Here is a 20944-nt window from a genome sequence, read left to right on the forward strand (position 1 = left end):
TAAGCTGCCAGCGGTCATTACTGTTGCAGCAAAAAGGCTCTGGTATAATTTCAGCAGTTTTTAGTGAATTTCAACGATACAGCAAATCATGACACAACAACGCAAAATACTGGTTACCTCAGCTTTGCCGTACGCCAATGGCAACATACATCTGGGACATATGGTAGAACACATCCAGACCGATATCTGGGTACGTTTTCAAAAAGCACGTGGCCACGAATGTTATTACGTCTGCGCTGATGATACTCACGGCACTCCGGTAATGTTGGCGGCACAAAAGCAATGCATCTCGCCAGAAGAAATGATTACCAGAGTACGGGAAGACCATCTGGCCGACTTTAGTGGTTTCGGCATTGGCTACGATAACTATTACAGCACCCATTCTCCAGAAAACGAAGCTTTATCACGCAGCATCTATCTGGCCTTAAAAGCCAATGGCAAAATTGAAAGCCGTACGATTGAGCAACTATTCGATCCAGAAAAAAATCTTTTTCTGCCAGACCGCTTTGTAAAGGGCGAATGTCCAAAATGCCATGCACAAGATCAATATGGTGATAATTGTGAAGTCTGCGGCACGACCTATAGCCCAACTGAGCTAATTAAGCCGTATTCAGCAATTTCCGGTGCGACACCGGTACTGAAAGAGTCAGAACACTTCTTCTTCAAACTTGGCGAGTGTGCTGATTATCTGAAGCAATGGACTGCCGGCAGTACTCAGCTGGCAGACGGCCGCATGCAACCGCACCTGCAGGCAGAAGCCCTGAATAAAATGAAAGAGTGGTTGGATGATGACAATCTGAGTGATTGGGACATCAGTCGGGATGCTCCTTATTTCGGTTTTGAAATTCCGGATGCACCGGGCAAATATTTTTATGTATGGCTGGATGCCCCAATTGGCTATATGGCTTCCTTTAAAAATCTGTGTAATCGTATTGGCGTTGATTTTGAGCAATGGTTCCAACCTAATACTGATACCGAAATGTATCATTTCATTGGCAAAGACATTCTCTATTTCCATGCACTATTTTGGCCGGCTACATTGAAATATGCCAATCTGCGCGCACCAACCGGTGTATTTGCTCATGGTTTTCTTACCGTTGACGGGCAGAAAATGTCTAAATCCCGTGGTACATTCATCACTGCACGTTCTTATCTAGAACAACGCTTGAATCCAGAATGGCTGCGTTATTATTTTGCTGCCAAACTCAACAGCAAAATTGAAGATCTGGATTTAAATCTGAATGATTTTATTGCCCGCGTGAACAGCGATTTAGTCGGCAAATATGTCAATATTGCCGCCCGCGCAGCTGGTTTCATCAGCAAGCGTTTTCAAGGTAAATTAACAGACGTCAGCACCAGCTCATTACTGCCGCAGTTGCAGGCACAGAGTGAAACCATTGCCGCCAGCTATGAAGCACGCGAATATGCACGCGCACTGCGTGAAATCATGGCACTGGCTGATGTGGTGAATGAATATGTCGATGCCAACAAACCATGGGAACTGGCACGGCAAGAAGGGCAGGAAGCAAGGTTACAGCAGGTATGTAGCGAGCTGATTAATGCTTTCCGTATCCTAACAGTGTATCTGTCACCTGTATTACCGCAACTGGCCACTGAAGCGGCAGCCTTTCTTAATGTGGCTCCGTTAAACTGGTCTGATAGTACTTCTGTATTACCTGCCGGACACAGCATTAATACCTATCAGCATCTCATGCAGCGTGTTGAACAAAAACAGATAGATGACCTAATTGCCGCCAATCGTCAGAATATCCAGCCGACAGCAGAGGTTCCGGCAGCCTCGTATGAACCCGTGGCTGCCACCGCTTCATTTGACGACTTCATGAAAATTGATATGCGCGTCGCCAAAGTAATGAGCTGTGAAAAAGTGGAAGGTAGCAGCAAATTACTGAAATTTCAGGTAGACCTTGGTTTTGAACAACGCACCATCTTTTCTGGTATCGCGGCCAGCTATCCAGAGCCGGAAAAACTGGTCGGCCGCATGGTTATTGTTGTGGCTAATTTCGCTGCTCGTAAAATGGCCAAATTCGGTATGTCAGAAGGCATGATTACTTCTGCCGCCGGAAATGGCAAATTGTTTTTACTGGATGTGGATAGTGGTGCCAAACCCGGTATGAAAGTCGGTTGATTTAAGCTATAAAAAAACAGACCCGTTTAATTTAACGGGTCTGTTTTTTTATTGGATGAAGATGAATCAGTATAAGTGACGAAATACTTATTCCATCACTTATTACCTACTATTGTCTGACTAGAGCTGTGATGCTTTGAAAGAGCTATTTGTTCAATACCTCATGTAGGCGTTCTGAATCCAAACTTTTCTCCCAGCGAGCCACCACAATCGTGGCACAGGCGTTTCCTACTAGATTGGTTAGGGCGCGGCATTCAGACATAAAGCGGTCAATACCTAGAATAAGCGCCATGCCTTCTACCGGTACAGATGGTACAACAGATAATGTAGCAGCTAGTGTAATAAAGCCAGCGCCAGTCACACCGGCTGCGCCCTTAGAGCTGAGCATGGCTACCAGCAGCAGCAGAACCTGCTGTTCCAGAGTAAGATCAATATTACATGCCTGTGCAATAAACAACGCAGCCATTGTCATGTAAATATTGGTACCATCAAGATTAAATGAATAGCCCGTTGGTACCACCAGCCCCACAATTGATTTCTGACAGCCGGCTTTTTCCATTTTCTGCATCAGTGTAGGTAAAGCCGCTTCGGAAGAGCTAGTACCCAGTACCAGCAGCAGTTCTTCTTTAATGTATTTCACGAGTTTGATAATCGAAAAACCGTTGTAACGTGCTACTGCACCCAACACAATCAGAATAAACAACACCGAAGAAATATAGAAAGTCAGAATCAAATAGAGCAGATTACCAATCGAACTAATACCGTATTTACCGATAGTAAACGCCATGGCACCAAACGCACCTATTGGAGCCGCACGCATCAGAATAGACACCATTTTGAAAACCGGAGCCGATAAATCCTGAAAGATATTAATCAGCGGACGGGCTTTTTCACCAATCAATGCCAGTGAAATGCCAAACAGAATGGCAATAAACAGAGTTTGCAAAATATTGCCATTAGTAAGCGGACTCATCGCTGTAGTTGGAATGATGTCCATCAGAAAACCAGTCAGGCTGGATTCATGTGATTTCTGTACATATTCATGTACTTTTGCACTTTGCAAAGAACTCGGGTCAATATTCAGACCATGTCCCGGCTGAGCAATATTGGCCACAATCAAACCGATAGCCAGAGCCAGCGTAGAAAAGGTCAGAAAATAAACCATGGCCTTGCCGGCCACTCGTCCCATGGTTTTCATATTGGTCATCTCAGCGATGCCGGTTACCACAGTAAGGAAAATAACCGGTGAGATGATCATTTTAACTAACTTGATAAAAGCATCTCCCAACGGCTTCATGCTTTCGCCAACACTGGGGAAAAAATTGCCAAGTAAAATACCAATAATAATGGCAATTATTACCTGTACATAAAGAACCTGATACCACCGCTGTTTTTTCGGTGGCGGATTCATTTCCTCAATTTCGAGTGGTAACATACTGATCTTTCGATGGTTTGTGTTTAAAAACTACAGAGTATAGAATTTATTATGAGCCATAAGAGACATAATTTGTTGATTATAAAGCCAACATAACTTAACAGAAAAGCATTATTAATTACTAAATGACAGTTATATGCTACTCAAGTAGAATGGATGATAAATAATAATATAAAAACAATATGTTAAAAAAAATTATTACCATACAGCATAATATAATTTACTTTGGTATAAATAGAAAGATTAATTATTTACAATAAAAGTCCAATAGCATATATTGCAATATATAAAAAACCGTCTGTACCACTGGTACAGACGGTTTTAAAAATCTGGTCGGAGTGAAAGGATTCGAACCTTCGACCCCCTCGTCCCGAACGAGGTGCGCTACCGGGCTGCGCTACACTCCGAAATAAGTTGTGCATTATAGGCAGCGATATGTACCTTGACAAGGGTAGTGAAGAAATAATTTGATAAAAAATGTCTATCAGCTATCAACCCGCATACAACACAAACAAACAGGGTCTTTTTTTCAGCACTGGCAAGGTTTTCATGCTGCGCCACTTAGCAATATTCTGACTAATAATAGTTTGAGTAGGCAGCGTTAAATCCGCAGCAATACACAGACGAGTTTGAGGATGCAGGCTGGCAATAGCATCAGCAAGCAAAGCATCGTTACGGTAAGGCGTTTCAATAAAAAGCTGAGTTTCATTTTCCTGCCGTGAACGGTTTTCCAAAACGCGCAACCGTTCAATCCGCGCATTTTTTTCAGCCGGCAGATAACCTTTAAACGCAAAACACTGACCATTTGCTCCTGAAGCCATCAGTGCCAGCATAATACTGGAAGGGCCTACTAGCGGTATGACCGTAAAACCAGCCTGATGAGCCAGTGCAACCAATTGTGCGCCCGGATCGGCCACAGCTGGACAGCCGGCTTCACTAAGTAAGCCCATACTACGCCCGGCCTGTAAAGGCTCTAATAAAGCAGCAATATCGCCTTCTAGTGTGTGTTCATTTAAAGTACGCAGATTCAGCTCCCGAATCGGCGTATGTACACCAAACGCTTTTAAATGTGCCCGTGCAGTTTTTTCTGCTTCAACCACAAAATCAGTCAAATCAACAATATATTCCCGTTCATGTGCCAGCAGGCAAGGCGTATCTGCTGTACCCAATGGTGTAGGAATCAGATAAAGCACCGGATTACTCATAGAACATTAATTCCTTCTGCCAGCAAAAAATCCACCAGACGAAAAATTGGTAAACCAATCAATGCATTTGGGTCAGTGGTTTCAATCTGTTTAATCAACAGTGCTCCCAGTCCTTCGCTTTTTGCCGCTCCTGCACAGTACACCGCATCTGCTTCCAGTGTTAAATAATGATTAATTTGTGTATCAGTCAGTGCGCGCATTTGCACGCGAGTTTCATCAATATGCTGATGCTGACGCTTTTCAGCTACATTTAGCAGAGTTAGCGCACTATAAAATATCACTTCCTGACCACTTAAATATTTCAGCATCTGTTGTGCTTTTGCCACGGTCAGAGGTTTGCCTAATTGCTGTTCACGGCACCAAGCTACCTGATCGCAGCCGATAATCAGTGCTTCCGGATAAAGCTCAGCCAGTGACTGTGCTTTACCTCCAGCCAGACGCAATGCAGTCTGTGGTGCGGTTTCTGCCGCAAGTGGTGTTTCTTCAAAATCAGGTTTAACCGCTTCAAATGGGATATTCAGCTGCCTAAGCTGCTGCTGTCGAAAACATGAACTTGAAGCCAGAATCAGCTTTTTCTCATTCGGCATAAGTGCGAACTCATTGACATGATAAAGCTTAAATTATATCATCCGCCGTTTATGTTAGACCCTATTTTGATTGATACGGCGACGTTCACACGTGAACAGCAACAACTCAGCGGTCAATTGCAGCTTCAAGCACTGGATCGGCGGGTCTGGTCACATGAACTTTTAGCACAACGCGATGGCGTTATCCAGTATAAAGTCAGCGGAGGTATTGACCGTTGGCAGCGTCCTTTTATCGATATCAGTATAGAAGGTGAACTAAAACTGGTGTGTCAGCGCTGTTTACAGGCTGTTTCCTGGACGCTGAATGACCAGTCGCGTGTGGTGCTGTTTGCCAGCGAACAGCTATTGGACGAGGCCATGGCCGCTGATGAAACACTCGAAGGCGTGGTATGGAGTGCAGAATATAATCTGACTGCGCTTCTGGAAGACCAGATTTTAATGGCCATTCCGGTAGCTCCGCGACATGAAGACTGTGATCACACTCTGGCAACCAAAACCAATCAAGACGCTGGCAATCCATTTGCCAAACTGGCAGGACTGAAAAGCGGCCACTAACGAATTTACCTAATTTTCCAGGAGCTTTAACATGGCAGTACAACAGAACAAAAAATCACCTTCAAAACGTGGTATGCACCGTTCCCATGACGGACTGACCGCTGTACAGGTGTCTACTGACACCGCTACCGGCGAAGTACATCTGCGTCACCACATTTCCCCAAACGGTATGTACCGTGGACGCAAGGTAATTAAAGCCAAAGGTGAATAACTCACATCTGTGATTATTCAGAGCGTATGAAAGCCAGACATTGCTTGTGCAATCACTGGCTTTTTTGTATCCATAATTAGCAGGATATATTTTCCAGCTAAAATAATACTTTCACTTTACCAGCAGCCATCAGCGGCCTGCTGTATATTGACTCGAGTTTCCCATGAAAAAAATCTGGTATAACTACGAAGACATACATCGAGCCATCAAGCAATTGGCCGAAAAAATTCAGAAATCAGGACAATCATTCGATGCAATGATTGCTATTGGCGGCGGCGGATTCATTCCGGCACGTATCTTACGTAGCTTTCTGAATATTCCTGTTTATACCGTTACATTGTCTTATTACGATATCAATGACCGTCCAACTGACTGTCCGCAGAAAATTCAATGGACAAATGGCTTTGACGAGAAAATGAAAGACAAGAAACTGCTGATTGTTGACGAAGTAGACGACAGTCGAGCCACGCTCGAATACTGTGTTCGTGAATTACAGCATGAAGGATTTCAGCAGCTTGGTGTAGCCGTGCTGCATGAAAAACGCAAACCCAAAAAAGGGGTGTTGCCAGCAGATTTACCTTTTTACAGTGCCATTCAGGTTGATGACTGGTGGATTAACTATCCATGGGATGCCCTTGATATTGATGAGCATTATGAAAATGTAGCTGCGCAGACAACTCCTGAGGCATAGGTTATGACCTTAAAAACCATCGCAGTAGATGCAATGGGTGGTGACTTCGGATTGGATGTGACCATTCCCGGAGCGCTGACATTTTTACAGCAGCAGACTGATGCAGCCCTGATTCTGGTCGGAGATGAAACCAAAATCAGAAATGCTTTGATCAAAGCCAATGCTTCACTGGAGCGGATTACAATCTGTCCGGCCAGTGAAGTCGTCGGTATGGATGAAGAGCCAACTTCAGCACTTAAGAATAAAAAAGATTCTTCCATGCGTGTGGCCATCAACCAGATTAAAGAAGGGCAGGCGCAGGCTGCTGTGTCAGCCGGTAATACCGGCGCTCTGATGGCAACTGCGCGCTTTGTCCTGAAAACCATTGCCGGTATTGACCGGCCGGCAATAGCTAAGTTTTTACCTGGCCGCAACAACCACATGACACTGGTGCTGGATTTGGGCGCCAACGTTGATTGTAGCAGTGCTCAGCTTTTACAGTTTGCCATTGTAGGTAGCCAGCAAGTAGCCGCTCTTTCGCCTGAAAACACTCGACCGCGGGTGGGATTGCTCAATGTGGGCACAGAAGATATCAAGGGTAATGCCACGGTAAAGGAAACGCACCAGCTAATACAGCGCAGCGATTTGAATTTTGTTGGCAATGTAGAAGGCAACGCTATTTTTACATCTGAGGTGGATGTGCTGGTTGTCGATGGCTTTACCGGCAATGCCATGCTTAAAAGCATTGAAGGTGCGGTTAAATTTGTTGGTACAGTCGTTAAGGAAGAATTCACTCGGAGCATATACAACAAACTGGCTGCGTTGATTGCTTTACCTACCCTCAAAGGATTTAAACGCCGCCTCGACCCGCGCCGCTTTAACGGTGCTATTTTTCTGGGTCTGCGTGGCGTGGTAATCAAAAGCCATGGTGGTACCGATGCTATTGGTTTCTGTTTTGCCTTGCAGGAAGCTTACAAAGCCATTAAAGCAGATTCAATCACCAAAATTCAGGCTGGTGTGGCGCAGCAGCTGGCTGCACTGGAAGAATAATCACTCTGTGACAAAGGCAGACAAGTTAAATGACTTTGTTTAAAATGTGGCCTTTGTTGTAAATAAAGACTATGCCATGCTAAATGCTCATATTCTGGGTACAGGCAGTTATCTGCCTGCACGCCGGCTGACTAATGATGACCTGAGCAAAATCGTCGATACTTCTGATGAATGGATTGCTACCCGAACAGGAATTAAAGCGCGCCATATTGCCGCAGAAAATGAACAGACCAGTGATTTGGCCGTTGCTGCAGCCAAAGCAGCGTTGGCCGATGCAGCCATAAGTGCAAAAGACATTGATCTGATTATCGTGGCTACTTCTACACCGGATATGACATTTCCGGCTACCGCTTGTATCGTACAAAACAAACTTGGTATTGCCGGCTGTCCGGCATTTGATGTTCAGGCAGTTTGTGCCGGATTCATGTATGCCATGGCTACAGCCAACGCTTATATCAGAAGTGGAATGGCGAAGCGCGCACTGGTAATCGGAGCCGAAACATTCAGCCGGCTGCTGGACTGGAATGACCGGCGCACTTGTGTTCTGTTTGGTGACGGTGCCGGTGCAGTGATTCTTGGTGCTTCCGAACAGGAAGGTGGTATCATTAGTACCAAATTACAGGCAGACGGCAGTTATAGCCAAATTCTGCAAACACCGGGAAAGATTGCTGCCGGTTCTATAGAAGGTTCACCATATCTCTACATGGATGGACAGGCAGTTTATAAATTCGCAGTTAAAGCACTGGCCAATGTGGCTAGAGAAGTGATCGAAGAATCCAATCTGCAACCAGCTGATATAGACTGGATTATTCCGCATCAGGCTAATCTGCGTATTATCGAATCCACAGCACGCCATCTGGGAGTGCCTATGGATAAAGTAATTGTTACGCTGTCAGAGCAGGGTAATACTTCAGCAGCATCTATCCCACTGGCTCTTGATGAAGGTATTAGAAGCGGACGAATCCGCCATGGCCAGACATTGCTGCTTGAAGGAATAGGAGGCGGATTCGCCTGGGGAGCCATTACCCTGAAATACTAACCTTGTTTTTCAGAGTCGGATTATGCTACCTCAAACTGCATTAGCAAGTATGTATCCAGTTGTCATGTCTCCCAGCCATGATGGCCGTTACTTCGGCAATTATGTGCAATCGTTACTGGCTTTAGTGGATACACATAGTCGTGCCGGTTTTCCCCTTCAGGTATTCATGCATCAGGGTGAAAGCCTGATTACACGAGCCCGTAATAACTGTGTTGCTGAGTTTATGGCTCATTCCGAATGGACGCATCTGTGCTGGATAGATACGGACATCGGATTTTCAACCGAAGCGTTTCAGCGCCTGCTTCTGGCTGATCGTGATATTGTGGCCGGTGTGTATCCGCTCAAGCGAGAATCTTGGCCGCCTGATGGTATTGATGCGCATATGACCCAGCAGCAGTTTAATGCTACTTATACACGCTATACCATTAATATCACTCGCGAAGATGAGAATCGTGAAGTGCATGTAGAGGTTGATGACGAAGGGTTTATTGAATTACCAGAAGCACCGACAGGTTTTATGGTGATAAAACGTCAGGTTTTTACTCGTCTGATGAAAGCTTATCCCGAGCTGCAATATCAGCCTGATTCGCTTGGTGTAGCCAATCAGGGCTATCACTACCGTTTTTACGATTGTTTGGTTGATCCGCAGACCAAACGTTACTTATCTGAGGATTTCAGTTTTTGCCGTTTATGGAATCAGCTAGGCGGCAAAGTCTACATAGATGCGCAATCTAATCTCACTCATATGGGCAATAAAATCTATAAAGGGCCGTTTACCCAGACTCTAGAAGCCAATCTGGCTTATGCAATTGGTGCACCGGCTGGAGCAAAAATGTATCTGCATCATAATCAGCCTCTGCAAGCCAACCTACCGCCACATTTATAATTAATCAGAAGTCAGTTTTATTCATATCAAGGAAAACAATGAGTATTGCTTTTTTCTTTCCCGGTCAGGGGTCTCAAAGTCTCAATATGATGGCCGGTTTCAATGACATGCCTGTGGTTAAAGAAACATTTGACCAAGCCTCAGCAGTGCTTGAGCAGGATTTATGGACGCTGATGAATGGCGAAGATACTGCTGCTCTGAATGAAACCATCAATACCCAGCCACTGATGCTGACAGCAGGTATCGCTACATGGCGTGTTTATCAGCAGCTGCATGGCCAAAATCCTGTTATGCTAGCTGGCCATAGTCTGGGTGAGTATACAGCTTTGGTTGCAGCCAGTAGTCTGGCCTTTAAAGATGCTGTAAAACTGGTGCGCCTGCGTGCCGTGCTGATGCAGGAAGCTGTACCGAACGGTGAAGGTGCAATGGCCGCTATACTAGGACTGGATGATGATGGAGTACGGCAAGTATGTCTGCAGGCACAGACCGAACTTTCTGGATCTGTTGTCGAAGCAGTGAACTTCAACTCGCCTGGACAGGTAGTGATTGCCGGTAGCACTGAAGCAATTAACCGCGCTTGTGAGCTGGCTAAAGCAGCTGGCGCTAAACGTGCTTTGCCATTACCGGTTTCTGTACCATCACATTGTAGTCTTATGAAACCTGCTGCGGCTAAACTTGCTACCGCGTTGGCACAAACAGAAATCAAAACACCACAAATTCCAGTATTACATAACGTGGATGTGGCTGTGCATAGTGAGCCGGAAGCAATCAGGCAGGCATTGGTGGAACAGTTGTATTCACCGGTACGCTGGACAGAAACCGTCAGCAAAATGGTCACAGAGGGTATTACCGAATTTGCAGAATGTGGTCCGGGTAAAGTACTGGCCGGTCTGACTAAACGTATAGATAAAAGTGCCAGCTGTACTGCATTTACGACTGTTGAGACCATTGAAAATTTTATTGCTGCACATGCAGCTAGCTGAAAGAAAAAATAATGAATCAGGATTTAACAGGAAAAGTTGCACTGGTAACTGGAGCTACTCGTGGCATTGGAGCGGCAATTGCCCGCTTTTTGGCAGAAAAAGGTGCAAAAGTCATTGGTACTGCCACATCTGCTTCAGGAGTAGCCAGTATTAATCAAGCACTGTCTAAATTCGGTGGAGAAGGGCGTGAATTACGCATCGCTGAAGAAAACAGTATTGAAAATCTGATAGCAGATATCGAAAGTAATATCGGCAATATCGCCATTCTGGTAAATAATGCCGGTATAACTCGTGACAACCTTATGATGCGCATGAAAGAAACCGAATGGGATGAAATCATGCAGGTCAATCTCAAATCTGCTTTCCGTGCCAGTAAAGCTGTCACTCGCAGCATGATGAAAGCCCGCTGGGGACGTATTATCAATGTGACTTCAGTAATCGGTTTCACCGGCAATGCCGGTCAGACAAATTATGCGGCGGCCAAAGCTGGTTTGGTCGGATTTAGCAAATCATTGGCACGGGAAGTCGGTTCGCGTGGTATTACCGTAAACTGTGTGGCTCCGGGCTTTATTGAAACCGATATGACACAGGCACTGCCACAGGAACAACGAGATTCCTTTGTCGCACAAACTGCATTACATCATTTCGGTACTGTTGAAGATGTTGCTGCAGCGGTATTGTTTCTCGCTAGCGAAGAAGCACGCTACATCACTGGACAAACTATACATGTCAACGGAGGCATGCTGATGCCATAATCGCTGATTATAGTGATTAAAAAGCCATTTTATACATTCTGTATAAAATGGCTTTTGACTTAAAATATTGCTTAAATTGAAAAATCTTCTTCAAAAGGTGAATACAGCGCAGACTCAATCAGCGAGCGAGTAAGCCGCGGTGCATACAGAGTCAGAAACTCGTAGCCAAAGCCTCGAAGATAAACATCATGTCTGAGAATAATTTGTGAAAATGAAGGCTCAAATAGATGTTCGGCACTCAGTATCTGTAGACCTTGGTCCTGTAAGCTGTCAAAAGCCATACTGGCGATCAGTCCAATCCCCAATCCTTGTTTAACATAGGTTTTGATTACGTCGGTATCAGCCGAAGCCAGTGCTACTTTAGGTATATTACAGCCTTCCTGAGTAAAAGCGCGGGCAATTTTAGATTGTTCACTAAACGCAATATCATAGGTAATCAAAGGATATGCAGCAATGTCTTCCAGCCGTAATGGTCGGTTGAGACTCAGCAGCGCATGATTATCTGGAACAATTACACTGCGATTCCATGCTTCACAACTTAGTTTACGAAGTTCAGGGTGTTCAACTTCCATTTCCATACCGATTGCAAAATCCACTTCGCCATCCAATACCATATGGCTAATAGCTTTCGGACTAGCAGTATGAATACTCAGCTGTACCTGAGGATAGCGTTCAACAAACGCCGCTACAACTTTTGGTAATGCATAACGTGCCAAAGTATGAGTGGTGGCAATCGTAAGAAAACCAATATTTTGGTCAGCAAATTCAGTACCGATGCGTTTGATATTTTGTACTTCACGCAATACCCGCTCGGCGGTTTCCAGTACAATTTTGCCCGGAGCTGTTACCGCCACCATGCGTTTACCATGGCGGATAAACAGTGGCACGCCCAGTTCTTCTTCCAGCATGCGAATCTGTTTTGAAATCCCTGGCTGGGAAGTAAACAGTACTTCTGCTGCTTCCGATACATTCAGATTCTGACGATATACTTCTACCGCATAGCGCAACTGTTGCAGCTTCATATTGTTTCTGCCCCTTTAAGTTTGGCATTATTTACTGTCGCTCAAATACAACAAAAAAGCTTCTTTATCTGCATCATAACTCAATTTACCCATTCTGACATGAGACACTTTTATTGTTGTCTTAACAATTTCTCAGCTTAATCCGTTTGCTGGGGCCTATCAGGCAGGCTATGGCTTCCTTGTTGTTTTAATGCAACTTAATTAGCGTAATGGTGTGAATTTAGTTGTAAATAAGTGACACAAAGTTGTTTTTTAGGCATGATGCACAGTTAGGAAGCGGGTCGTCTAGCAGCTTAGCCTTGGTAGTTTGCATATTGACAGTTTATGCTGCGGTTTTTTATAGTATAGACCTGATTTACCAAGCTACCCGCCCGGTTTGAGCGGCCTGTAAATGGTATTTGTGTATTGATCAGGCTTATTTCTGGCTGAATCAACACATAACAAATTTTTTGATGAGGGAATAACATGACCAAACAGCTAAAATTGAGCGCATTGATTGTTGCTATGGCTGCTTCAACTGCCGCTTTTGCCAATGGTGTTGTACCGGGTGCCGACTGGACCGGTGAACCTGCTGGTGCTTACAATGGCTATACTACCAGTTCTGCTCCTGAAAAAGGTACTGGCGAAATTCTTGTCACTCGTGAAAATGGTGCTGATGGTACCCCTGAGTGCGTGAAAAACCGTTTCAACGACGATAAAGATCCTACTCTGGGTAACAACTGTGGTCACCCTGTAGTTCAGGCTGCTCCAGAAGCACCGAAATTTGTTGATGAAACTGTTTCTTTATCAGCTAACTTCTTGTTTGGCTTTGATAAATTTACTCTTCGTCCAGAAGCTATTGATACTCTGAATCAATTGGCTACCCGTCTGGCTGACAGCAGCGTACAGGTTGTACGTGTTGAAGGTCACACAGACTTTAAAGGTTCTGAAGCTTACAACAAAACTCTGTCTGATCGTCGTGCTCATGCTGTTGCTGAATATCTGGTTTCTAAGGGTGTTCCTGCTGAGAAAATCTCTGCTGTTGGCTTGGGTAAATCCGAAGCTCGTATGACCGAATCTTGTCAGGCTGAAGTAGCTAAACTGGGTAAAAAAGTTTCAGCTGCTAAGAAACGTGCTGCTTTGATCGAATGTATCGCACCTGACCGTCGTGTAGACGTTAAAATCCGCACCATGGTAGCTAAAAAAGTTAAATAATTTTAGCTTCTTTGGTAATTAAAAACCCTGCTATGAGCAGGGTTTTTTTGTTTGAGTTTGAATTAAGCAATGAAGTTTTAACGATAAAAAAATGATCCGTATAACCATCCTTTAAGGAAAATCTTATTGGAACTAATGCTTGCAGTGAATCAAAATATTTATGTAAATATATGTTATTATGAAAAGGGAAATAATCAGTATTTACTAAGAATTGATAGATTTTAATTGTATTGTTTAAAAGTATTATTCAGATTGGCTTTGATCAAGCATAAATATTGGGGAAGTAGCATTGATAAGTAATGCTTCAGGAACAATTCTGCGCATCATAATGGCAAATTTAAAACAAAAACTATATTTAATCTGTTCTGGACTCAAACAATCAAAATTGCTGTTTTTATGTATTTGCTGTTGTGTGCTGGCGGCGTGTGCGGCACAGTTTCAGCGAGTTCCTGATGCAACAGGAGATAAAAAATATGTAGCAGTAAAGTTTCAGCGCCAGAATACGGCTCCGCAAACTGGCGTAGTTCTAGTGCAGCCAATGGATTTGCAAGTGGGTGATATTTTATTTTCCGCCGATTCCAGTTTTAATTCGCGCGTATTACGTCTGTTTGGTAATACATCGATTAGTCATGCCTTTCTATACTTGGGAGAGGGTGAAATTGCCGAAGCTGTTGGCAGTGGTGTGCATATTATGTCACTTGCGGAAAGTGTGGATGAAAGCCCCTTACTGGTGGTTTATCGCCATCCGCAATTAACCGGGTTGCAGGCAGAAAAAATTCGTGCTTTTGCTCAGGCTGAAGCGGGTAGTAAATACAATTATCTAGGTATTGCCAAACAGACCCCATATACTATTACTCGCAAAGTATGTGAGCTGCCCGTTATACCTCGTGCCTTTCGCCATTTATGCTTGAATACTATGGCAGTGGTGCAGGTCACCCCTTTTTCTTCTGACCGCTATTTCTGCTCCCAATTTGTGGTAGCAGCGTATCGTTATGCTGGGCTGCCGCTAACCAATACGCCTGCTGAATGGGTAGCGCCTGCAGATTTACTTCATATGCGTAGTGGTGATATACCTTCTGTCGTACCAATTTATCCTTTGCATTATGTTGGCCATTTACGCTGTAAAACATCTTTATGGCAACGCACTTGTACCCTAGCGGATATCTGAAAATTTATGCTGTTATGGTTAATCCAGAAAACTATGGGCTGTTCTGAACCCACCTACAGATGAAAGATACTGCGGCTGTAAATAATTTATCAGCAATGGTGTATCTTTGTTGATTAGCATACTCAAATTGTATTTTTGAAATAAATACAATATTTTTGCTTAATCAAGGCTGATTATGAAGAGTAGAAAATAAATAAAAAAATGGGTCTGGTATTTACTGCACAAAAATCAAATTTTATTGCATTAATTTGGTTGCTTTATTTTGTGATTAATCAATGCTCAGACACAGAATTGAAACGGAATGGTTTCAGCCAGTGTGGCGGGCGCAAATAAAAAATGTAACACCCTTCTTCCATTGGTCTGGATTGCTTTAGAGGATGAATGTACGATAAGTGGACGCATGATTACTGCATCTCCTTTCACTACTGTACATTCCTGCTCACCTATTTGGTCGCGAATCCGAGGGAAATCTGCTTCTGCTATTTTTCCATCACGGTGTGTACCTGCAACCACTTTCAGTGGCCCATGCTCATGTAAGCAATCGTCAATATGTACTCTCACTGCGACCAATTGTTCCATATATTGTATGGGCGGTTGTACAAACAGCATATTCTGTTTGTTAGACCAGCCGCTAAACCCTTTTGCGGATAAGTGGTGTCTGACAGGAATGCTTAAATCCTGATGTGAAGCCACCAACCAGTTTTTTTCAGCCGTTTTTTTAAAATATGTACATTGTATGGCTACAGTATTTATCGGCAGCAAAGGCGTAAGCTGAGCATTCATTTTTAATGTTTTAGCTAGCTGCTGGCACCATGGCTGGGTGAGTAATTCCCGGCTTCCAGCATTAGTTAATTTAAATTGTATTAGTTGCTGTTCGATTTGAGATAGCTGGTCTTCTGTTATCAGCCCTTCGATGATGGTAAAGCCATGGCGACTGAAATTTTCTGTTTTATTCATTAATCAACTCATCATTATGTATTTATACAAATAATATAATGATTCATACGGTAATGATACATATCTATCATTATTGATAATGGTTCGTTCTGAAGCGTAATTTCTATTTATCTCTCAAATGTAAGTCTATAAGCTTATGAAGTGCTGCAAGCTTGATTTTAAACATTTACTCACAGAAATTGAATGTCTTAATGTATTAAAAACAAAAATTTTATATCTTCAAATTATGTTGGTTAAGATACTAGGTTCTATTCTGGTGCAAATGATTGCAGGTAAAAAATAAATATCGGATAGTGAATCAACACTATCCGGTTTAAAGCTTAATAAATATTACAACGTGTCTTTTTTATCGGTTAATTGCGGCAGCAATGCATCTTGATTAACTGATAACAGCCCACTTTGTGTATAAATACCGAGTTTATTGCGTGTATCAATAATATCCAGATTGCGCATAGTGAGCTGGCCGATACGGTCAGCAGGAGAAAAAGCGGCACTATCAACTTTTTCCATGCTAAGCCGTTCCGGCTGGTAGGTAAGGTTCGGAGATTCAGTATTGAGTATGGAATAATCGTTGCCGCGACGCAGTTCTAATGTCACTTCACCAGTAATGGCTTTGGCTACCCAACGCTGAGCTGTTTCGCGCAGCATGAGTGCTTGTGAATCAAACCAGCGCCCTTGATACAGTAATCTGCCTAAACGCAAACCATTAATACGATATTGTTCGATGGTGTCTTCGTTGTGAATACCAGTCAGCAGGCGTTCATAGGCAATGTGCAGCAAAGCCATTGCCGGTGCCTCGTAGATGCCGCGTGATTTGGCTTCTATGATGCGGTTTTCAATCTGGTCGGTCATACCGAGACCATGGCGCCCACCTATACGATTGGCCTCCATAATCAGTGCTACAGGATCATTGAACTCAATTCCGTTCAATGCCACTGGTACGCCTTCTGCGAAACGAACACTTACTTCTTCAGGTTTAACTGTTATCTGTTCATCCCAGAATGCTACGCCCATAATGGGCTGCACAATTTTCATGCTGCTGTTGAGCATTTCCAGATCTTTGGCTTCATGGGTTGCGCCCAGCATGTTGGAATCAGTGGAGTAGGCTTTTTCTACAGACATTTTATAGTTGAAGCCCTGAGCAATGAGAAATTCAGACATTTCATGTCGTCCGCCCAGCTCGTCTATAAACTGTTGATCTAGCCACGGTTTATAAATGCGTAAAGCAGGATTGGTTAACAGTCCGTAGCGATAGAAACGTTCTATATCATTGCCTTTGTAGGTTGAACCGTCTCCCCAGATATGCACTTCATCTTCTTTCATGGCCGCTACCAGCATGGTACCGGTCACGGCACGCCCTAATGGTGTGGTGTTGAAATACGGCATACCGCCGGTGTGAACATGAAAGGCACCGCTTTGAATAGCGGCGATTCCTTCATGTGCCAGCTGTGTGCGGCAATCAATCAGGCGAGCCTTTTCTGCACCATATTTTAGTGCCTTTTTAGGAATGGCATCATAATCATCTTCGTCCGGCTGTCCTAGATTGGCTGTATAGGCGTAAGGTAATGCGCCTTTCAGTTTCATCCACAGCAAAGCTGTAGAAGTATCCAGCCCGCCGGAAAAAGCGATACCGACTTTCTCGCCAACGGGCAGGTGTTGCAAAATGGTGCTGTGATTACTCATATTGACTCCCTTGAGTGATGTGCTTACTGAAGCTGTAGAATTATTGCCATATCAGCAAGGCGTGGTTGCGTTTGCCGCGGCGTACAATGGTGTAGCGGCCGAAACGTTTGTCGCTGTCACTGAAAATATAGTCAGCAGTGTTGATTTTTTGTCCGTTTACCATTACCGCTCCTTGGCTGATGAAGCCGCGTGCTTCATTGTTGGATTTGGCCAGTTCTGTTGTGGTTAATGCCTGTACGATATTGATGGATTCACTGATTGTATAAGTGGGCAAACCGTCCAGAGATAATTGCTGAAAATCGCTTTCTGTAAGCGCACTTTGGTCTTCGGCAAATAAGTTTGTTGAAATTCGCTCCGCTGCTGCCAGCGCTTCTTCCCCGTGAATCAGTCTTGTCATTTCTTCAGCCAGAATGCGCTGAGCTTCCGGTTTGGTACCGCTGGCCTTATCTTGAGCTTCGATGGATTCTATTTCGGCCACACTGAGGAAAGTAAAGTATTTGAGGAATTTGTAGACATCGGCATCAGCAACTTTCAGCCAAAACTGGTAGAACTGATAAGGAGAGGTTTTTTCTGCGCTGAGCCATACTGCGCCACCTTCAGTTTTACCGAATTTGGTACCGTCGGCTTTGGTAACGAGAGGTAGGGTTAATCCGTAAACGGTAGCTTGATGCAGACGACGTGACAGATCGATACCGCCTGTTATATTACCCCACTGGTCTGAACCGCCAATTTGTAATACGGCACCATGACGGCGATGCAATTCAGCAAAATCATAGCCTTGAAGCAGGGCATAGGCAAATTCCGTAAATGAAATACCGACATCATCACGGCTTAAACGCTGTTTCACTGATTCTTTATTCAGCATAGCATTCACAGAAAAGTGCTTGCCGATGTCGCGCAGAAAATCCAGACAGTTCATGCTGCCAAACCAGTCAAAATTATTGGCCATGATTGCCGCATTGTTGCCATCGAAACTGAGAAATGGTTCTAACTGGGCACGGATTTTGGCTACCCATTCCTGTACCGTTTCCAGTGTATTAAGTGAACGTTCTTGTGCTTTGAAGCTGGGGTCGCCAATCATGCCTGTGGCACCGCCTACAAGGGCGATAGGTGTATGTCCGGCAAGTTGAAAACGGCGCAGAACCAAGATAGGTAATAGATGGCCGATATGCAGGCTGTCTGCAGTGGGATCGAATCCGCAATATAAGGTGATTTTTTGCTGGTTTAATAAGTTATCAAGCGCTTCTGCATCAGTGGTCTGAGCAATCAGGCCACGTTGCTGTAAATCGTATACAACACTGGTCATGGTAAGAATTTATACTTTCAAATAAAAGTTGTCTGAAACAGGGAAATGCTGGTTATCTGAAATTCGAAATGGCATATATCTTTAATCGAATATGCCCAGTTTGGCCAGACAGCCTGTTTTCTGATTAGCTGATTAATAATGATGCATTATTTTACACGATTTGTTTGCCAGTGCATTTGTGCCTACTATAAATTGATTATTCTTCAGTTGAGTATGATTGATAAAAGTATATTTCATTATTGTTGCTAGCGAGATATGTTAAAACAGTTAATGTCTATCTGATGGACCGCGTTTTAGCTGGTCGAAAAAACAGCCCTGACGGGCTGTTCGTGAATGGTTATGAATTAGGTTAGACGTTGAACAAGAAATGGATAACATCGCCGTCATTGACGATATATTCTTTACCTTCTGCACGCATTTTACCGGCTTCTTTGGCTTTAGCTTCGCCGCCACAGGCAATAAAATCATCATAGGCAATGACCTGTGCACGAATAAATCCGCGTTCAAAATCTGTATGGATTACACCGGCTGCCTGCGGTGCTGTATCGCCTTTATGGATTGTCCACGCTCTAACTTCCTGAACGCCGGCGGTGAAATATGTTTGCAGGCCAAGTAATTCATAGCCGGCGCGGATCAGGCGGTTTAATCCTGGTTCTTTTAAGCCCATTTCGGCTAAAAATTCTGCTTTGTCTGCCTCATCCAAATCTGCTATTTCGCTTTCCATGGCCGCACATAAAACTACGACTGGTGCATTTTCTTCAGTGGCCAGTTGTTGCAGGCGCTGTAGATGGGGATTGTTTTCAAAACCATCTTCGGCCACATTGGCTACATACATGGCTGGCTTAACCGTGAGCAGGCACAGAGGTTTAATCAGAGCTAATTCATCTTGATCCAGACCGGCTGCGCGTACTGGTTTGCCTTCTAGCAAGTGTTGCTGCAAACGTTCAAGGACGGCTACCAGTTTCTGTGCTTCTTTATCACCGGATTTAGCACGTTTGCTTTCGCGAACAATAGTTTTTTCCACACTAGCCAGGTCTGCCAGTGCCAGTTCCGTACCAATCACTTCTATGTCAGAAATCGGGTCAACCTTACCGGCAACATGCACAATATTGTCGTCGTCAAAGCAGCGCACTACGTTCACAATGGCGTCGGTTTCGCGAATATTGGCCAGAAACTGATTACCCAGCCCTTCACCTTTGCTGGCTCCAGCTACCAATCCGGCAATATCAACAAATTCTACAATAGCCGGCTGAGTCCGTTTCGGATTCACAATTTTGGACAGTTCAGCCATACGATCGTCCGGAACTTCAACGATGCCGACATTCGGTTCGATGGTACAGAAAGGATAGTTAGCAGCTTCAATGCCAGACTGGGTAAGGGCGTTAAACAGGGTGGATTTGCCTACATTGGGCAGACCCACAATGCCACATTTCAAACTCATGATATTCCTTGAAATAGCAGAATATAAAAATGGCTGAATTGTAACATAAAGCTTTGCTGTACCTATGCGGCACTAACCAGAATGGCAAAGTCTGCTAAAACAAACAATGCAAGAATTTTTCAGGTATAAGAAAATTTAAGCCTTTAAGCTTAATAAAATTATTTTTTAAAACAATAAGTTGATAGTTTTTGCTTAAATGATGCTTGCGTGCGCAAAAAAATATCGTATAATTGCGTCTCTCTTAAACGAGATACGGCGAATTAGCTCAGTCGGTTAGAGCAGAGGAATCATAATCCTTGTGTCCGGGGTTCGAATCCCTGATTCGCCACCATATTAATCGCAAACTCTATACAGTGTTTGCGTTTTTTTATGCCTTGCTTTTATTATACTAAATAAATATTTAAGGCTTAAATTTATCTACATAAACCAGCTTTTATCATATACATTCATAAAATGAAAAAAGCTGATTTGATCTGGACTAACTGACATTTCGTCTCAATATATTTAATATTGACTATTCAAATTTACTAAAGTGATTTAAGGAAGATCCTATAAATATTTTTATATGGAATTCAAATATCATCAAGGCAAAAACTAATCTAAACCCATATTTTTTCGGATAATTATTATCGTCTAAGCAGAACAAGACCT

The 20944-nt window shown here is 43.7% G+C and carries 19 protein-coding genes and 2 tRNA genes; 12 read left to right on the top strand and 9 right to left on the bottom strand.

Features of this window, described 5'->3' with window-relative positions; genetic code table 11:
- The first annotated feature begins 88 nt into the window (after positions 1-88).
- The gene (gene metG, locus J3U75_RS11080; RefSeq protein ID WP_267392149.1) at positions 89-2146 is read left to right on the top strand and encodes a methionine--tRNA ligase; all 2058 of its coding nucleotides are present in this window, start codon (positions 89-91) and stop codon (positions 2144-2146) included.
- Positions 2147-2291: 145 nt separating this feature from the next.
- On the opposite strand, the gene J3U75_RS11085 is transcribed toward metG, so the two are convergent.
- The 4 genes from J3U75_RS11085 to J3U75_RS11100 all read right to left on the bottom strand — a co-directional run bounded on the left by J3U75_RS11085 (position 2292) and on the right by J3U75_RS11100 (position 5373).
- Positions 2292-3581 (bottom strand): dicarboxylate/amino acid:cation symporter, encoded by a 1290-nt coding sequence (locus tag J3U75_RS11085; protein ID WP_100140473.1) that lies wholly within the window; start codon positions 3579-3581, stop codon positions 2292-2294.
- A gap of 330 nt (positions 3582-3911) precedes the next feature.
- Positions 3912-3988, bottom strand: a tRNA-Pro gene (locus tag J3U75_RS11090).
- Positions 3989-4072: 84 nt separating this feature from the next.
- Positions 4073-4786 carry an SAM-dependent methyltransferase gene (locus tag J3U75_RS11095; protein ID WP_267392150.1) on the bottom strand — a complete coding sequence of 238 codons (714 nt, stop codon included), beginning with the start codon at positions 4784-4786 and terminating at the stop codon, positions 4073-4075.
- Positions 4783-5373, bottom strand: coding sequence for a Maf family protein (locus J3U75_RS11100; RefSeq protein ID WP_267392151.1), 591 nt, complete (start codon positions 5371-5373; stop codon positions 4783-4785). Before J3U75_RS11100 ends, J3U75_RS11095 begins: the two co-directional genes overlap by 4 nt.
- A 51-nt stretch (positions 5374-5424) precedes the next feature.
- On the opposite strand from J3U75_RS11100, the gene J3U75_RS11105 reads away from it, so the two are divergent.
- The 8 genes from J3U75_RS11105 (at position 5425) to fabG (ending at position 11522) form a co-directional block, all read left to right on the top strand.
- Positions 5425-5928, top strand: a complete 504-nt coding sequence (locus tag J3U75_RS11105; RefSeq protein ID WP_267392152.1) for a YceD family protein — start codon at positions 5425-5427, stop codon at positions 5926-5928.
- 31 nt (positions 5929-5959) lie between these two features.
- Positions 5960-6139 carry a 50S ribosomal protein L32 gene (gene rpmF, locus J3U75_RS11110; RefSeq protein ID WP_100140470.1) on the top strand — a complete coding sequence of 60 codons (180 nt, stop codon included), beginning with the start codon at positions 5960-5962 and terminating at the stop codon, positions 6137-6139.
- 163 nt (positions 6140-6302) lie between these two features.
- Positions 6303-6830: a phosphoribosyltransferase gene (locus J3U75_RS11115; RefSeq protein ID WP_100140469.1), complete on the top strand. Its 528-nt coding sequence runs from the start codon at positions 6303-6305 to the stop codon at positions 6828-6830.
- Positions 6831-6833: 3 nt separating this feature from the next.
- Positions 6834-7859: a phosphate acyltransferase PlsX gene (gene plsX / locus J3U75_RS11120; RefSeq protein WP_267392154.1), complete on the top strand. Its 1026-nt coding sequence runs from the start codon at positions 6834-6836 to the stop codon at positions 7857-7859.
- A gap of 76 nt (positions 7860-7935) precedes the next feature.
- Complete coding sequence (locus J3U75_RS11125) at positions 7936-8898, top strand: beta-ketoacyl-ACP synthase III (RefSeq protein WP_267392155.1); 963 nt, start codon at positions 7936-7938, stop codon at positions 8896-8898.
- A 22-nt stretch (positions 8899-8920) separates the two neighbouring features.
- Positions 8921-9784 carry a hypothetical protein gene (locus tag J3U75_RS11130; protein ID WP_267392156.1) on the top strand — a complete coding sequence of 288 codons (864 nt, stop codon included), beginning with the start codon at positions 8921-8923 and terminating at the stop codon, positions 9782-9784.
- A gap of 38 nt (positions 9785-9822) precedes the next feature.
- Positions 9823-10767 (top strand): ACP S-malonyltransferase, encoded by a 945-nt coding sequence (fabD, locus tag J3U75_RS11135; RefSeq protein WP_267392157.1) that lies wholly within the window; start codon positions 9823-9825, stop codon positions 10765-10767.
- Between the two features lie 8 nt (positions 10768-10775).
- Entirely contained in the window at positions 10776-11522 is a 747-nt protein-coding gene (gene fabG, locus J3U75_RS11140) for a 3-oxoacyl-ACP reductase FabG (RefSeq protein ID WP_180295831.1), read from the top strand.
- A 71-nt stretch (positions 11523-11593) separates the two neighbouring features.
- Here the strand turns inward: fabG and J3U75_RS11145 are convergent, their stop codons facing one another.
- Positions 11594-12544 (bottom strand): LysR substrate-binding domain-containing protein, encoded by a 951-nt coding sequence (locus J3U75_RS11145; RefSeq protein WP_100140464.1) that lies wholly within the window; start codon positions 12542-12544, stop codon positions 11594-11596.
- Between the two features lie 465 nt (positions 12545-13009).
- Between J3U75_RS11145 and J3U75_RS11150 the strand changes: the two genes are divergently transcribed.
- Together J3U75_RS11150 and J3U75_RS11155 are read left to right on the top strand one after the other, a co-directional pair.
- A complete protein-coding gene (locus tag J3U75_RS11150) occupies positions 13010-13738 on the top strand; it encodes an OmpA family protein (RefSeq protein ID WP_100140463.1) in 729 nt (242 codons plus the stop codon).
- A gap of 328 nt (positions 13739-14066) precedes the next feature.
- Positions 14067-14906, top strand: a complete 840-nt coding sequence (locus J3U75_RS11155) for a hypothetical protein (protein ID WP_267392160.1) — start codon at positions 14067-14069, stop codon at positions 14904-14906.
- A 279-nt stretch (positions 14907-15185) separates the two neighbouring features.
- On the opposite strand, the gene J3U75_RS11160 is transcribed toward J3U75_RS11155, so the two are convergent.
- From J3U75_RS11160 to ychF, 4 genes are all read right to left on the bottom strand, one after another.
- Positions 15186-15863 carry a phytanoyl-CoA dioxygenase family protein gene (locus J3U75_RS11160; RefSeq protein WP_267392161.1) on the bottom strand — a complete coding sequence of 226 codons (678 nt, stop codon included), beginning with the start codon at positions 15861-15863 and terminating at the stop codon, positions 15186-15188.
- Between the two features lie 330 nt (positions 15864-16193).
- On the bottom strand, positions 16194-17546 hold the full coding sequence (gene argG, locus J3U75_RS11165) for an argininosuccinate synthase (RefSeq protein ID WP_267392162.1): 1353 nt from the start codon (positions 17544-17546) through the stop codon (positions 16194-16196).
- Positions 17547-17586: 40 nt separating this feature from the next.
- Positions 17587-18852 carry a tyrosine--tRNA ligase gene (gene tyrS, locus J3U75_RS11170; protein WP_267392163.1) on the bottom strand — a complete coding sequence of 422 codons (1266 nt, stop codon included), beginning with the start codon at positions 18850-18852 and terminating at the stop codon, positions 17587-17589.
- 349 nt (positions 18853-19201) lie between these two features.
- Entirely contained in the window at positions 19202-20293 is a 1092-nt protein-coding gene (ychF, locus tag J3U75_RS11175; RefSeq protein WP_100140458.1) for a redox-regulated ATPase YchF, read from the bottom strand.
- A gap of 254 nt (positions 20294-20547) precedes the next feature.
- Between ychF and J3U75_RS11180 the strand changes: the two genes are divergently transcribed.
- Positions 20548-20624 (top strand) — tRNA-Met (locus J3U75_RS11180).
- Positions 20625-20944 lie beyond the last annotated feature (320 nt).

The sequence above is a fragment of the Snodgrassella sp. B3088 genome (assembly GCF_026535815.1).
Taxonomy (GTDB): Bacteria; Pseudomonadota; Gammaproteobacteria; order Burkholderiales; family Neisseriaceae; genus Snodgrassella; species Snodgrassella alvi_E.

What these genes read in the sequence shown, in the direction of transcription:
- metG (WP_267392149.1), top strand. Translation starts at nt 89, where the DNA reads ATGACACAACAACGCAAAATACTGGTTACCTCAGCTTTGCCGTACGCC.
- J3U75_RS11145 (WP_100140464.1), bottom strand. Translation starts at nt 12,544, where the DNA reads ATGAAGCTGCAACAGTTGCGCTATGCGGTAGAAGTATATCGTCAGAAT.
- J3U75_RS11105 (WP_267392152.1), top strand. Translation starts at nt 5,425, where the DNA reads ATGTTAGACCCTATTTTGATTGATACGGCGACGTTCACACGTGAACAG.
- J3U75_RS11085 (WP_100140473.1), bottom strand. Translation starts at nt 3,581, where the DNA reads ATGTTACCACTCGAAATTGAGGAAATGAATCCGCCACCGAAAAAACAG.
- J3U75_RS11095 (WP_267392150.1), bottom strand. Translation starts at nt 4,786, where the DNA reads ATGAGTAATCCGGTGCTTTATCTGATTCCTACACCATTGGGTACAGCA.
- J3U75_RS11150 (WP_100140463.1), top strand. Translation starts at nt 13,010, where the DNA reads ATGACCAAACAGCTAAAATTGAGCGCATTGATTGTTGCTATGGCTGCT.
- J3U75_RS11155 (WP_267392160.1), top strand. Translation starts at nt 14,067, where the DNA reads ATGGCAAATTTAAAACAAAAACTATATTTAATCTGTTCTGGACTCAAA.
- plsX (WP_267392154.1), top strand. Translation starts at nt 6,834, where the DNA reads ATGACCTTAAAAACCATCGCAGTAGATGCAATGGGTGGTGACTTCGGA.
- rpmF (WP_100140470.1), top strand. Translation starts at nt 5,960, where the DNA reads ATGGCAGTACAACAGAACAAAAAATCACCTTCAAAACGTGGTATGCAC.
- fabD (WP_267392157.1), top strand. Translation starts at nt 9,823, where the DNA reads ATGAGTATTGCTTTTTTCTTTCCCGGTCAGGGGTCTCAAAGTCTCAAT.
- J3U75_RS11125 (WP_267392155.1), top strand. Translation starts at nt 7,936, where the DNA reads ATGCTAAATGCTCATATTCTGGGTACAGGCAGTTATCTGCCTGCACGC.
- J3U75_RS11115 (WP_100140469.1), top strand. Translation starts at nt 6,303, where the DNA reads ATGAAAAAAATCTGGTATAACTACGAAGACATACATCGAGCCATCAAG.
- tyrS (WP_267392163.1), bottom strand. Translation starts at nt 18,852, where the DNA reads ATGACCAGTGTTGTATACGATTTACAGCAACGTGGCCTGATTGCTCAG.
- ychF (WP_100140458.1), bottom strand. Translation starts at nt 20,293, where the DNA reads ATGAGTTTGAAATGTGGCATTGTGGGTCTGCCCAATGTAGGCAAATCC.
- J3U75_RS11130 (WP_267392156.1), top strand. Translation starts at nt 8,921, where the DNA reads ATGCTACCTCAAACTGCATTAGCAAGTATGTATCCAGTTGTCATGTCT.
- argG (WP_267392162.1), bottom strand. Translation starts at nt 17,546, where the DNA reads ATGAGTAATCACAGCACCATTTTGCAACACCTGCCCGTTGGCGAGAAA.
- J3U75_RS11160 (WP_267392161.1), bottom strand. Translation starts at nt 15,863, where the DNA reads ATGAATAAAACAGAAAATTTCAGTCGCCATGGCTTTACCATCATCGAA.
- J3U75_RS11100 (WP_267392151.1), bottom strand. Translation starts at nt 5,373, where the DNA reads ATGCCGAATGAGAAAAAGCTGATTCTGGCTTCAAGTTCATGTTTTCGA.